At 44.7% G+C, this 13,916-nt stretch carries 14 protein-coding genes; 7 read left to right on the forward strand and 7 right to left on the reverse strand.

What is annotated here, in order from left to right; all coding sequences use genetic code 11:
* Window positions 1-106: 106 nt before the first annotated feature.
* The 4 genes from MKZ04_RS16425 to glpT all read left to right on the forward strand — a co-directional run bounded on the left by MKZ04_RS16425 (window position 107) and on the right by glpT (window position 4,409).
* Entirely contained in the window at window positions 107-871 is a 765-nt protein-coding gene (locus tag MKZ04_RS16425) for a DeoR/GlpR family DNA-binding transcription regulator (RefSeq protein WP_025810534.1), read from the forward strand.
* An 83-nt stretch (window positions 872-954) separates the two neighbouring features.
* Window positions 955-1,890 carry an aldo/keto reductase gene (locus MKZ04_RS16430; RefSeq protein WP_020453549.1) on the forward strand — a complete coding sequence of 312 codons (936 nt, stop codon included), beginning with the start codon at window positions 955-957 and terminating at the stop codon, window positions 1,888-1,890.
* A 244-nt stretch (window positions 1,891-2,134) separates the two neighbouring features.
* Entirely contained in the window at window positions 2,135-3,028 is an 894-nt protein-coding gene (locus MKZ04_RS16435) for a glycerophosphodiester phosphodiesterase (RefSeq protein WP_341046372.1), read from the forward strand.
* A gap of 22 nt (window positions 3,029-3,050) precedes the next feature.
* Complete coding sequence (glpT, locus tag MKZ04_RS16440) at window positions 3,051-4,409, forward strand: glycerol-3-phosphate transporter (protein WP_020453551.1); 1,359 nt, start codon at window positions 3,051-3,053, stop codon at window positions 4,407-4,409.
* A 51-nt stretch (window positions 4,410-4,460) separates the two neighbouring features.
* On the opposite strand, the gene htpG is transcribed toward glpT, so the two are convergent.
* Window positions 4,461-6,341 carry a molecular chaperone HtpG gene (gene htpG / locus MKZ04_RS16445; RefSeq protein ID WP_023856871.1) on the reverse strand — a complete coding sequence of 627 codons (1,881 nt, stop codon included), beginning with the start codon at window positions 6,339-6,341 and terminating at the stop codon, window positions 4,461-4,463.
* A 431-nt stretch (window positions 6,342-6,772) separates the two neighbouring features.
* Here htpG and MKZ04_RS16450 point away from each other — a divergent pair, with 431 nt between their 5' ends.
* A complete protein-coding gene (locus MKZ04_RS16450) occupies window positions 6,773-8,311 on the forward strand; it encodes an ABC-F family ATP-binding cassette domain-containing protein (RefSeq protein WP_025810532.1) in 1,539 nt (512 codons plus the stop codon).
* Between the two features lie 32 nt (window positions 8,312-8,343).
* Here MKZ04_RS16450 and yidA read toward each other — a convergent pair whose 3' ends face one another.
* From yidA to MKZ04_RS16470, 4 genes are all read right to left on the reverse strand, one after another.
* Complete coding sequence (gene yidA / locus MKZ04_RS16455; RefSeq protein ID WP_145654627.1) at window positions 8,344-9,156, reverse strand: sugar-phosphatase; 813 nt, start codon at window positions 9,154-9,156, stop codon at window positions 8,344-8,346.
* Between the two features lie 155 nt (window positions 9,157-9,311).
* Window positions 9,312-10,361, reverse strand: coding sequence for an iron-containing alcohol dehydrogenase family protein (locus MKZ04_RS16460; RefSeq protein WP_341046377.1), 1,050 nt, complete (start codon window positions 10,359-10,361; stop codon window positions 9,312-9,314).
* Window positions 10,361-11,011 carry an MtnX-like HAD-IB family phosphatase gene (locus MKZ04_RS16465; protein WP_020453556.1) on the reverse strand — a complete coding sequence of 217 codons (651 nt, stop codon included), beginning with the start codon at window positions 11,009-11,011 and terminating at the stop codon, window positions 10,361-10,363. The genes MKZ04_RS16460 and MKZ04_RS16465 overlap by 1 nt, the downstream gene beginning before the upstream one ends.
* 147 nt (window positions 11,012-11,158) lie before the next feature.
* The gene (locus MKZ04_RS16470) at window positions 11,159-11,620 is read right to left on the reverse strand and encodes a hypothetical protein (RefSeq protein WP_026580382.1); all 462 of its coding nucleotides are present in this window, start codon (window positions 11,618-11,620) and stop codon (window positions 11,159-11,161) included.
* Between the two features lie 173 nt (window positions 11,621-11,793).
* On the opposite strand from MKZ04_RS16470, the gene MKZ04_RS16475 reads away from it, so the two are divergent.
* Entirely contained in the window at window positions 11,794-12,753 is a 960-nt protein-coding gene (locus MKZ04_RS16475; protein WP_020453558.1) for an iron-hydroxamate ABC transporter substrate-binding protein, read from the forward strand.
* A 24-nt stretch (window positions 12,754-12,777) separates the two neighbouring features.
* Here MKZ04_RS16475 and MKZ04_RS16480 read toward each other — a convergent pair whose 3' ends face one another.
* Complete coding sequence (locus tag MKZ04_RS16480) at window positions 12,778-13,179, reverse strand: hypothetical protein (RefSeq protein ID WP_026580384.1); 402 nt, start codon at window positions 13,177-13,179, stop codon at window positions 12,778-12,780.
* 189 nt (window positions 13,180-13,368) lie between these two features.
* Here MKZ04_RS16480 and MKZ04_RS16485 point away from each other — a divergent pair, with 189 nt between their 5' ends.
* A complete protein-coding gene (locus MKZ04_RS16485; protein WP_101561280.1) occupies window positions 13,369-13,737 on the forward strand; it encodes a VOC family protein in 369 nt (122 codons plus the stop codon).
* A 16-nt stretch (window positions 13,738-13,753) separates the two neighbouring features.
* Here MKZ04_RS16485 and MKZ04_RS16490 read toward each other — a convergent pair whose 3' ends face one another.
* Window positions 13,754-13,906 carry a FeoB-associated Cys-rich membrane protein gene (locus tag MKZ04_RS16490; protein WP_026580385.1) on the reverse strand — a complete coding sequence of 51 codons (153 nt, stop codon included), beginning with the start codon at window positions 13,904-13,906 and terminating at the stop codon, window positions 13,754-13,756.
* Between the last annotated feature and the right edge of the window lie 10 nt (window positions 13,907-13,916).

A 13,916-nucleotide genomic window follows, 5' to 3' on the forward strand; every position in this document is an offset into this window, starting at 1 on the left:
CTTGCAAAAAATAATCACCAATGTTATCATTTTTTAAACAATTATTGGTTAACTTTTGGGTTTATTATATATATTTAGCCAAATATACTAGAAGGAGATACTTGGTATGAAGTTAATGCGGATTAAAGAAATGGAAGAATATATTTTGACCAATGGCACCGTTTCGCTTGATGAGCTTTGCCAGGTCTTTAATGTTTCCAAAAACACGGTCAGACGCGACATTAACAAGCTGACCGAGAAAGGAGTCATAAAAAAAGTCTACGGCGGCGTAACGGCGATCGAAAAAACGGCCTTAATCCCATTTGAAAACAGAACCATTCAAAACAAGGATGCCAAGATGAAAATCGCGCACTACGCTTCACGCTTTATTGAAGACCATGACCTGATCTTTATCGATTCCGGCACAACGACCCAATCCATATTGGAAACTCTTGATCCAAATAAAAATGTAACCGTTTTAACGAACAGCCTCGACATTATCAACGCTGCTGCCGCGATGCAAAATATAAACTTGATCATCATCGGCAGCAACTACAAACGGAAAACGCAGTCCTTCGTCGGCATGGATGATCCGGGAACATTGGATAAATATAATATTAATAAAGCTTTCATGTCGGCAACAGGAGCAACACTTACCCATGGACTGACAAACTCCGATCTGCTTGAATATGAAATTAAAAAGAAAATATCCGAAAAAGCAAAACAAGTATACTTGCTGGCCGATCATTCCAAATTCGGGAAGTCGACCTTGCTGACGTACGCGCCGTTTGACAGATTGCACGCGATCGTCACATCTCAGGCGCTGGATGAGGAATATCACGAGTACTGTAAAGAGCGCAACATTGAAATCCATTTGGCAAAACATGTATAGTTGAATTGGACATCCTTGACCGGCTGTATCCAAGCGGCCGGCCAAGTTTATTGATCAACATATCATTTCAGGAGGGGAATCCAATGAAAAAAGTTAAAGTTGGCAAATCAGATTTGCACGTATTCCCGATTGGTTTGGGAACCAATGCCGTCGGAGGACATAACCTTTATCCGAATCTCAATGAAGAAACGGGAAAAGAATTGGTGCGGGAAGCGATCAGAAACGGCGTCACATTTTTAGATACCGCCTACATATACGGCATCGGCCGTTCCGAAGAATTAATCGGCGAAGTCCTCAAAGAATTCAACCGCGAGGATGTCGTGATTGCGACAAAAGCCGCCCATAAGAAAGAAGGCGACGATTTTGTCTTTGACAACTCCCCTGCATTTTTGAAAAAATCCGTTGAAGAAAGTCTGGAGCGTCTGCAAACTGACTACATCGACCTTTTCTATATCCATTTCCCTGATGAGAACACGCCGAAAGACGAAGCGGTTCAAGCGCTCCATGAACTGAAGCAGGAAGGCAAAATCAGAGCGATCGGGGTATCCAACTTTTCGCTTGAGCAGCTGAAAGAAGCGAACAAAGACGGATTGGTGGATGTGCTCCAAGGCGAATACAACTTGCTGAACAGGGAAGCTGAGGCGACATTCTTCCCGTATACACAGGAGCATAACATCTCATTTGTTCCTTACTTCCCGCTTGTCTCCGGATTGCTCGCCGGAAAATACAGCGAAGATACAACGTTCCCGGAAGGCGACCTGAGAAGAGAAATGGAAAACTTCCAAGGCGAACGCTTCAAAGAAAACATTAGAAAAGTGAACCAGCTTGCGCCGATCGCGGAAAAACACAATGTTGACATCGCACATATCGTGTTGGCCTGGTACTTGGCAAGACCTGAAATCGATGTGTTGATCCCGGGCGCCAAACGCGCAGATCAGCTGATCGACAACCTCAAAACGGCAGAAGTCAATCTGTCTCAAGAGGACATTGATTTCATCGACCGGCTGTTCGCCCGCTAAATAATCAGGAAACCTATCTTAAAAGATAGGTTTCTTTATTTTTAAAATCATATTGACAGCGCTTCCATTTTTGGTATGATAGGAAAGAAGTTAATACAAGTGACGGAGAATGGGAGATTCACAATAAGACCCTCTTGTGCCAGGGGTTTTTTTGTGGATCTCTCTTTTTATTCGTCACTTAAGGAGGCGAAAAAAAACCGGAAACCAACATTCTGCATACCGACTTGAAAGGGGAAATCATTTGATGAAAAAACTTGTCCGCAGCATCTTCCTTATAACAGCTGCAATCGCTGCCGCCGGTTTTGGACTCAGCGGGCATGCGGAGGCCGCAAGCCATTCCCAGCCGCAGCTCAATCCGGGTCAGCTATTAAATGTCGCACACCGCGGCACATCGGGTCATGCTCCCGAACATACGCTTTTGGCTTATAAGCTTGGGCAAAAAATGAAAGGCGATTACATAGAAATCGATCTTCAAATGACAAAAGACGGACATTTGGTCGCCATGCACGATGAGACATTGGATCGCACGACCAATGGTACGGGTTTTGTCAAAGACTATACGCTGAAAGAAATCAAACAGCTTGATGCAGGCTCCTGGTTTAACGAAGCATATCCTGAGCGGGCAAAAACGGAGTACGTTGGGCTGAAAGTGCCTACCCTGGAAGAAATCATCCAAACATTCGGGAGAAGCGCGCGCTACTATATCGAAACAAAATCACCGGAAGACTATGATCATATGGAAGAAAAGCTCCTGGACATTCTGAAGCAATACAAACTGACCGGGGCAAACATTCATTCAAGCAAAGTCATCATTCAATCTTTTAGTCCTGAAAGCTTACAAATCATTCATAACGCTAATCCAAACATTCCGCTTGTGCAATTATTATGGTACGACAAACCGGCTGCCATTACTGACGCCGAATTAAAACAATATCAATCTTACAGCGTCGGACTCGGCATGAACTTTGACCGCATTGACCGGGCATACGTGCAAAAAATTCGAAGCACCGGCATGCTGGTCCATCCTTATACCGTGAATGAAAAAGAAGATATGAAGCGGCTGCTCGATTGGGGAGCGACCGGAATGTTCACCAACTTTCCGGACCGGCTGCGCGATGTTTTACGTGAAAAGAAGTAAATGAATAAAGAAGGGGTATACCATGTTAAAACTGTTTAAACCAGCACCGCCGATTGAGCGGATGCCGGACGATCAAATTGATTCGGAATATAAGAAATTCAGACTGCAAGTTTTTCTCGGCATCTTCATCGGTTATGCGGCATACTATTTAATTCGCAAAAATTTCTCGCTTGCCATGCCTTATTTAATCGAAGAGGGATTTTCAAAGTCGGCGCTCGGCTTTGCCTTATCCGCTCTATCCATCTCTTACGGGCTGAGCAAGTTCGTGATGGCCACGATATCAGACCGGAGCAATCCGCGGATGTTCCTGCCCGCCGGTTTGATCCTTTCCGCTGTCATCAGCTTGTTGATGGGGTTTGTTCCTTTCTTCACCTCATCGATCGCCATTATGTTTATCATGCTGTTCTTAAACGGCTGGTTCCAAGGCATGGGATGGCCGCCGTCAGGACGCGTCCTTGTCCACTGGTTCAGCGTCAGCGAAAGGGGAAATAAAACAGCTATTTGGAATGTCGCCCACAATGTCGGCGGGGGACTGATGGCGCCGATTGCCGTTGCCGGCGTCGCCATCTTCTCAGGCATTACGGGATCTGCTACAGGCTATGAAGGCGTATTTATTTTGCCCGCCTTGGTCGCCATCGCCGTTGCCGTCATTTCTTACTGGCTGATCCGGGATACGCCGCAGTCTGTCGGACTGCCTCCAATCGAGGAATACCGCAACGATTATTCAAGCAAGTCGAAGAAAACATTTGAAACGGAATTATCAACGAAAGAAATCCTCTTTAAATATGTATTAAATAATAAATGGGTGTGGGCGATCGCACTTGCCAACATTTTCGTGTACTTCGTCCGCTACGGCGTTCTGGATTGGGCGCCAACCTATTTAAGCGAAGAAAAAGGCTTTGATATGAGCAAATCAAGTGTCGCTTATTTTCTGTATGAATGGGCGGGGATTCCGGGGACATTGCTTTGCGGCTGGATCTCTGACAAATGGTTTAAAGGGCGCCGCGGACCGGCAGGCTTTGTCTTTATGGTAGGTGTTTTGATCGCGGTGCTTGTATACTGGTTCAATCCAGCCGGCAATCCGATGATCGACATGGCATCATTGATCGCGATCGGATTCCTCATTTACGGTCCAGTTATGCTGATCGGTCTTCAGGCGCTTGACTTTGTTCCGAAAAAAGCGGCAGGTACGGCTGCAGGATTGACGGGTCTGTTCGGATACCTGGGCGGAACCTTGACGGCAAATGCGCTGATGGGTGTTATCGTCGATGCATCCGGCTGGAATGCGGGCTTTACGCTCTTAACCGCTTCATGTGCAATCGCAGCACTCATCTTTGCGATGACATGGAATGTGCGGGGACAGGAAGTTGTGAAACATTAACATCAAAAAAAGATACATCTCGCCTAAAGCTGAGATGTATCTTTTTTATTTTTATGCCATCACTTTGCATATATCATTCGTAAATTCGACGGGGTCTTCGATTGGCAAGCCTTCTATCAGCAGCGCCTGGTTGTACAGGATGCCGGTGTACAGCTTGAATTTATCTTTGTCGTTTTCAAAAGCATCCTGCAGTGTTTTGAAGACTTCATGATTTGTATTGATTTCCAATGCTTTATCAGCCTTTACGTGCTGGTTGTCAGGCATTGCGTTTAAGATTTTCTCCATCTCGATGGTGACTTCTCCGTCAGCGGCTAGGCATACAGAATGTGTCTTCAGCCGTTTTGACGCCCTTACGCTTTTCACTTTTCCATCCAGGGTCTTTTTCATCTCTTCAAAAAGGTCTTTGTATTGGCTGTCGTCCCCGTCTGATTGATTTTGCTCATCATCGTTTTCGATTCCGAGGTCGCCGCTGGATACCGACTTGAATTCTTTTTCTTGATAATTCGCCAGCATTTTGATGGCGAACTCATCGATGTCCTCGGTGAAATAAAGGATTTCATACCCTTTTTCCGAAACCAGCTCGGTTTGAGGAAGCTTTTCAATTCGGTCATACGAGTCGCCTGACGCATAGTAAATGTATTTTTGATCTTCAGGCATTCTGGATACATATTCATCAAGGGTGACCAGCTTTTTCTCTTTTGATGAATAGAAAAGCAGCAGGTCTTTCAGCATATCTTTATGAGCTCCAAAATCATTGTATACCCCAAATTTAAGCTGTCTGCCAAACGATTGATAAAAAGACTCGTATTTTTCTCTGTCATTTTTCAGCAAGCTTTTCAGCTCATTCTTGATTTTTTTGCTGATGTTTTTGGCAATCAGCTTCAGCTGCCTGTCATGCTGGAGCATCTCCCTCGAAATGTTGAGCGATAAGTCTTCTGAATCGACCATTCCTTTGACAAAGCTGAAGTGGTCAGGCAGCAGGTCCGGACACTTTTCCATGATCAGCACACCGTTCGAATACAGTTCAAGACCCTTCTCAAATTCCTTCGTGTAGTAGTTGAACGGAATATTTTCAGGGATGAATAAAATCGCATGATATCTCACTGCGCCGTCCACGCTTGTATGGACGTGAGCGAGCGGCTTGTCAAAACCGTAACGCTTTTCCGTATAAAACGCCTCGTAATCTTCATCTTTCAGTTCGCTTTTGTTTTTTCGCCAAATCGGCACCATGCTGTTGACTGTCTGTTCTTCCTGAACTTCTTCAAATTCATTTTCAGCGTCTTCTTTCGGCTTGTTAACGGTGACATCCATCTTGATCGGATAGCGGATGAAATCAGAATATGTTTTGATGATCGCTTTTAAGCGATGAACATCCAAGTATTCATCATAGTTTTCGTCGTCTGTATTTTCTTTCAGCTTCAAAATGACATCGGTTCCCGCTGATTCTTTCGCAGCCGGTTCGATCGTATAGCCGTCGGCCCCCGCTGATTCCCATTGATACGCTTCATCGCTGCCATGGGCTTTTGTCATGACGGTGACGGTGTCCGCAACCATAAAAGCGGCGTAGAAACCGACGCCGAACTGGCCGATAATATCGTGCCCGTCTTTTAATTCGTTTTCTTGTTTAAACGCAAGCGAGCCGCTCTTGGCAATGGTTCCAAGATGTTCTTCAAGCTCTTCTTTCGTCATGCCGATCCCGGTGTCCGCAATCGTCAGCGTTCTGTTTTCTTTGTCTGCGGAGATTTTTATGTAGTAATCATCTTTGTTAAACGTCAGTGAATCGTCTGTCAGTGCTTTGTAGTAGATTTTATCGATGGCATCGCTCGCATTGGATATCAGCTCCCTTAAAAAGACTTCCTTTTGGGAATAAATCGAGTTGATCATGATGTCCAGCAATCTCTTGGATTCTGCTTTAAATTCTTTTTTAGCCATCTGTCTCTCTCCTCTTTTGCTCATATGATATACATATATCGTTCGATTCTGTTCACAAATTAAATAACACACTGCCTGCACGATGTCAATTCATATGGCAGCGGTTTGACAACCGGCACTCCGCTTCATATAATGTGTTGTGAAGGTAAATTTGACCAAAACGAGGTGGAAAGGAATGAAAATCTTATCAACTGTTCTTAAAAGAGAATTGGCTTAAAGACGGGAGAAGTCTGCCCTTTTTTAGACAAGCCATCTCGGGAACAGTTTGATATGATTTGACATCCTTTCTTGCTGTATTTTAAATATGTAGCGGGTAAGGTGTAGTTTGCCTTACCCGTTTTTTTTTGCCGGACAGGATAGCGAGGCTTCACGCTGTTCTCTTTTGATGGCTTGTTTTTTCAAAAAAAATAAGCCTGAAGGAGAGAATCACCATGAGTATTGTTCATGTCACGAATCTGACCCATATATATGGAGACCGTATTATCTTTCAAGACGCCGGGTTCCGCCTGCTGAAAGGCGAACACGCCGGCCTTGTCGGTGCAAACGGAGCCGGAAAATCGACATTGCTGCGGATTTTGACAGGCAGCCTTCTGCCCGATCACGGAAACATTGAATGGCAGCCAAACATTCGGGCCGGCTTTCTTGAACAGCATGCCAAGCTGACGAAAGGCACAACCATCCTTCAGTACATGGAGCAAGCGTACGACCGGCTGTTTGAAATCGAAAAGCAACTGAATCGGCTTGCCGAAAAAATGGCCGACGCCGAAGACAATTTGGAGGCCATTTTGAAAAGATACGGAGAGCTCCAATCCGAACTGGAGAGTTCAGGATTTTACCAAATCGGAACGAAAATTGAGGATGCCGCTCAAGGCCTCGGCTTTACGGAAATCGGGCTTGATCAGGATGTCGCGGCTTTAAGCGGCGGGCAGCGTACGAAGCTCCTGTTGGCCAAACTGCTGCTTGAAGAACCTGATGTGCTCCTGTTGGATGAGCCGACCAACTATTTGGATGCGGCCCATATTGAGTGGCTGACGGGGTATTTGAAAAACTATAAGCACGCCTTTCTCGTGATCTCACATGACGAACACTTCTTAAATGAGATCACGACGGTGACATTCCATCTGGAGCATCAAACGATCAAACGGTACTCCGGCAGCTATCAATATTTTCTGAAGGAATATGTGCAAAGCAGGGCACAGGCTGAAGCCGCATATGCCAAACAACACAGGGAAATTAAAAAGCTAGAGGCGTTTATCGACCGGAACAGGGTCCGAAAGGCGAAGCAGGCCAAAAGCAGGGAGAAAGCATTAAGCAAAATCAAGCGAATCGAAAAACCGACAGATTCTTATGTCCCCAGCTTTTCATTTAAAACGGGGCGAAATCCGGCGATGACCGTACTCAAAACGGAAAATCTTGAGGCGGGCTACACCGTTCCATTATTTAAGCCTCTTTCTCTGACCGTAAAACGGGGCGATAAAATCGCCATTACCGGAGAAAACGGCGCCGGAAAATCGACGCTCATTAAAACGCTGCTCGGTGATCTCAAGCCTCTTAGCGGCACCGTCACAGCAGGACAGCATTTACAGGCGGCCTATTTCAGACAGGAAAGTCCGGCTTCTCATCATACACCGCTTGAAAAATTGCGGGCGTTCTTTCCTGATCTATCGGAAAAAGACATCAGGCAGACGCTCGCGATATCCGGTTTGACGCCAAAGCATATCAGCCAGCCCCTTGCTACGCTAAGCGGCGGTGAACAGGCAAAGGTCCGGCTGGCGGAACTGATGCTTTCAAACAGCAATCTGCTTGTTCTTGATGAACCGACAAACCATCTTGACACATCAGCAAAGCGTGCGTTAAAGCAAGCGCTCTGCGACTACAAGGGAACGATTTTGCTCGTTTCCCATGAACCGTCTTTTTATGAAGACTGGGTGACTCATATTTGGCGGATTGAAGCATGGCGCCGCAAATAGGTAAAAGCCGGCCTTTCGAAGGGCCGGCTTTTTCATTTGGACAATACAAGCTCATGAATGGCGTGAGCAACGCCGTTTTCGTTATTCGTACGCGTTTCATAATCGGCCGAAGCTTTTACCTCAGGGATCGCATTCCCCATGGCGACTCCGCATCCCGCCCATTCGATCATCGACATGTCGTTTCCGTTGTCTCCAATACAGATCACTTCTTCTTGCGCGATGCCTAATATGTCGGCAAGCTGCTGAACGGCATTTCCTTTACTTGCCGCAGGGTGAAGAATTTCATAAAAGAACGGCGAGCTTTTCACCATTGTATAACGTTCCTTGACGTCTTCCGGTATTGCTGCGATCGTCCGATCCAGCTTTTCCGGTTCATCAATGTACATCGCCTTTGGCGCGAGAAGGTCTTTCGGGATTTCTTCGATCGTCCGGAACCGGAGCGGCACTTTGGTGACGTATGATTCGTGAACAGTATACGGGCTGATTTCCCGGTTTGGCGTATATAAATAAGCAGAATCAAAAAAATGCATCGGCGTATCAAGCTTTTGGCTAAGCTCATATAACGATTTCACATCATCATAGCCCAGTGTCAGCTCTGACACGACTTCTTGAGTGTGCGTATTTTGAACGAGCGCTCCGTTATAGGCGATGACATAATCGCCGTCTTCATTTAGATTCAGTTCTTCCAGATAGCGGCTTACACCGCCGAGAGGACGGCCCGTGCAGAGAACGATTTTGACGCCTTGCTTTTTTGCAGCATACAGGGCATTCCGAACTTCCTCTGTTACTTCATGAAGATCATTCAACAATGTTCCATCCATATCTATCGCGATTAGTTTGTACATTTTACACTCTCCCTGATCAGAATCGAGCCCTAACATCGTACTTATGACCCATACCTTCTTTATTGTATCACAGCTTTTCCCCGTCATTTTCGTCTGATGCCCACGGAAAAAACGCCTTACAGCAAATAAGGCGTTTTTCGAGCCGTTTGGCCTGCTTAAAATATTTCCTGCAGAATCGGATCTTCATCAAGGATGCGAAGCGCTTTTTCGCGATAGCCGGCTTCATGCAAGTACGTATAGCGGTTCGGCTTGACAGTGTGCGACAAATTGATCGCTTCGCGAAACTCATCTTTGTTCAGATTCAGCGTTTTCACATATTGAAAAAAGCCTGTTCTCGTAAACACCTTTTCAATCCGCTCAGCCCGATGATCCTGTACATGAGCCATGATGTAGGTGGCTACCCCGACTTGAATGCCGTGCATCTGCGGTTTTTCCGCAATTTTGTCCAACGCATGGGAAATCAGGTGCTCAGAACCGCTGATCGGCGCGCTGTTTCCGCTGATTTCCGTGGCGATGCCTCCCATTGTCAAAGAGCTGACAAGCTCTTTTAAAAAGATCGGCTGTTTAATATCCTGCATCGGTGTACGGACAAAGCTGTTGACCGCTTTCTTGCTGAGCATCGACGCAAACGCATTTACATCGCTGACCCCTTGCCGCTCTTCAAACTCCCAATCATAAAGTGCCGTAATATTGGACATCAAATCGCCGATCCCCGCCAAAATAAAGTGCTCCGGCGCTTTTTGAATGATACTCAAATCAGCTATGATTCCATACGGAACCCTTGCCGGCACAGTTGTTTTTTTTCCTTCGACTTGAAGCGAGCAATTGCTGCTCGCAAACCCGTCATTGGATGCCGACGTCGGAATGCTGATGAACGGGGTCCGCTTGGAAAAAGCGATGTATTTTCCGCAATCGACAACATACCCGCCGCCCATGGCAATGATGACATCGTAATTCCCGATTGAAAATGCCTGCTTTAAAAGCTCCTGTATGTCCAGGTTGGACGGCAGCAAAACAGCTTCTACTTTGACATGTTGAAAGGCGGCTTTTAATGAGTGTTCATACTGCTGATAGGAAAAATCGTCAAAAAACATGATCGCCTTGTCAAACTGATGTTTTCTCAATATCTCATCCAATCGGTCAAGCACGCCTTCACTAATGTCCAAAACCGCGGGAATGGCTATGCTGGTAACCTGGCGCGGCATTAGACGATCCGCCCTTTTTCTTTAAGATACTGTTCAATGTCTTCAAATGTTTCAACGGCTACAAATGGCACCCCCTGCTGACGAAGCAAATCCTGGAGCGCATCCTTTGCAAATGTTACATCCGCAAATTTAGCCGGGTGGGAATCCGGTTCACTGTCACCTGCAAAATAAATCGTCTCGTACTCTTCTTTCAGCTTCTGAATGACCTTTGATTTATCAATCCCATAGCGCTCAGAGTAATGCCAATGATTCTCATCAATGTCCAAATGAACATTGTCTTCTTTAAAAAAGCCTTTATTTGAAAAGACCTCAACGTCTGTAATCCCGTATTTCTTTAAAATATAATGAATGTAATAATTCGTGCCGGCGCTTAAAATGTAGAAATCGCCGCCGTTTTTCTGGACATGCTGAATGAAGTCTGGCACATATTCATCAATTGGTATGGAATGAATGTCATCAATGATTTTTTGCTCGCTTTGATGAATTGAAGCAAAAACAGTTCCCAAAAACTCGATATCTTTTAATTCTCCGGCCTTCCACTTCTTGAACAATTCACGGCCTTCCGGAAAATATTTATCAATGACCATCCAGTAAAAATCCTGTTTGGAAATCGTCCCATCAAAGTCTGATACAAATGCCCATTTCTTCATACTGCATACCTCTTTTCTATGGTATTTTAAAAGATTAGATTCATTATACAAAAAGTTTGTGAAACATTGAACATAATATTATTTCTTTTTTGTGTACTTTCGTTCACAAGCTGAATCATCTGCCTCTCTGAAAAGAGACATATATGATCATTCTTGATCTGTACGCTGTTTACCTTTTTCCGTCACGGCAAATTTGCGCTTCATCGTTTTAATGTTTTCCGTCTTGCGAAATCTGAGCGCAGACCAATCTTCATCTATTGCAATTTGCCGAACCGGTTCATAGCCTTGGTCCGCAAGCAGTCCGGCTACTGTGTCGCGGCTGCAGTCCGATCCTTTGTAGACTTTCGAAGATTTTTTCGGGTAGCAAAGCCAAAACAGTCCGTCTTCCGCCAGATGACGCTCAGCCTCTTTAGCTAAAGCCTGCAACTTTGCGTTGGTCGCTGCGAATACCTGAACAAAATCGTACCGGTCAGCTTCGGCCTGATGATCGACATGGCCTTGAAATTCAGCCATGATGCCGCTGTATGCCTCTGGCGGATTCACGATCAGTACAGGCTGTCCATTATCCTTGAACTGCAGTTTTTTGATCACCGGGTTCGTTTCTGCCATACTTCATCAATCCTTTTTCTGTTTATAGTAACAAATTAACCAAAACAGCACTAATCATACTTAGCAAAAAAAGTGATAGACGAAAGAGGGATTCATTTGCTATATTTACATTGATAATGCGAATCATTATCACTTAGATAATTTCATATGCTTTATATCAACAGGAGGGTCAAGTGAAAAAGAACTTATTGATAATCGGTTTAGTTATGCTGTTGTGTATCGTGGTCAGCGCCTGCGGAAGCGGCAATGCGTCAAACGGCAACAAAGAAAAAGCGGCTGAAGAAACGACAAGAACATATCAATCAACGCGTGGAAAAGTAGACATTCCAACACATCCAAAGCGCATCGTGACAGACTTTTATGCCGGTGAACTGTTCACGGTCGGCGCCAATGTCGTCGGCTCCGGCTCGTGGTCTTTCTCCAATCCGTTTTTAAAAGACCGCATGAAAGATGTGACAGATTTAGGCGACCCAATTAATGTGGAAAAAGTCATGAAACTGAAGCCTGATTTAATTGTTGTCATGAACGATGAAAATTACGACAAACTGTCCAAAATCGCACCGACCGTTGTGATTCCTTATAATACGGCGAAAAATGTTCAGGAAACCGTTAAGATGTTTGGCGACATTGCAGGAGCTAAAGAAGAAGCTGAACAATTCCTCGCCGATTTCGAACAGAAATCGAAATCAGCAAGGAAAAAAATCGCTCAAGTCGTCGACAAAAAGGCTACTTTCGGTATTTATGAAAACACAGAAAAAGGACAATTCTGGGTGTTCAATGACAACGGCGGCCGCGGAGGCCAAGCCGTGTACAACGCGCTCGGCTTAAAAGCGCCTGAAAAGATTCAAAAGGACATCTTCAAAAAAGGCGACATCAAAGAACTATCCTTGGAAGTCGTACCTGAATATGCTGCCGACTACATGTTTGTAACAGACTATAACCCGAACGGCGACAGCAAGACGCTGGACAAGCTCAAGCAGTCTTCCATTTGGAAAAACCTTGACGCCGTCAAAAACAATCGTGTCTTTATCAACGACTTTGACACGTTCTACCCATACGATCCGATCTCTGTCAGCAAACAGGTTGATTTGATTACGGAAATGCTGGTGAAGCGTGAGAAAGAGAATAAGTAAAAAAGCTGGAATTTCCAGCTTTTTTTATTGTTTTCTTTCTTGAATGTTTGAAATCTTAAAAGCAAATTGAAAGATAAAAAAGAAAGGAATGTAGAAAAGAAAAAACATCAATATTTGAAATGATAACCCTTCCAAAGTAAATGGATAAGAAATGTCATGAAACAGAAAAGATAATGCCATCCAAACGACAAAGGCAAACAACCCGGCTTTAAAGCCAAGTCCCCTCTTTTTTCTCAACAGACCTTTGCTCACAAGCCTAATAGAATAATAGCCGCTGCCAATGAAAAAAAGAATGATCAGTAACAGATTGCTCGGTATCTCGTATGAGGTCGTGATAAAGATGGAAATAAAGATGAGTGAAAGAAGAAGCACAAACCCTTCATATCCAACTTTTCTTTCCTGCTCAGCCTTTTGATTTTCACTCATTACGTTCGCCTCCTCTCTACTATTTCCATTTAAACCAACAGAAACCATGTTAATAAACATCCATGAAAACAATGATTTAACACGCATGCCCCCCGCTGTTTCACGTGAAACAAAAAACACAGCGAAAAATAGATATTTTGGAATCAATTGCGCAAAATGAAAATAATGACAAAAAAGGGAGGGATCATGATGGGAATCAAAAAGGTTGGACAAATTGGGGTACCGGTTCAAGACCTGGAACGGGCTGTGGCATTTTATCAGGATGTATTAGGCTTGTCCCTTTTATTTCAGACAGATCGTATGGCTTTCTTTGAGTGCGGCGGGCTGCGGCTTCTTCTCAGTCTCCCGGAAAAAGATGAATTTGCTCATGCAAGCTCCGTCATCTATTTTCAAGTTGAAGATTTGCCGGCAGTATATAATGAAATCGCTACAAAAGGCGTTTCTTTTCCAATAGAGCCGCATGTGGCGGCGAAAATCGAGCAAACGGAAACCTGGATGGCCTTCTTTAAAGATACCGAAGGAAATACCCTCGCTTTGATGAGTGAAATGCAAGTCTAAAAAACAGCTGAGCACCTCAGCTGTTTTTCACATCATCACAAGCCGATTGACACGTACGATTTAATTCACAGGCGGCGCATTTTCCTTTCCGGCTTCGTCTGACAAATTTAATAAGCGTCCATGCCGCATAACCGAAGATGAGCGCTCCGATCGTGATATTAAACAACATGCCCTCACAT

Source organism: Bacillus sp. FSL W7-1354 (assembly GCF_038002405.1).
Taxonomy (GTDB): Bacteria; Bacillota; Bacilli; order Bacillales; family Bacillaceae; genus Bacillus; species Bacillus paralicheniformis.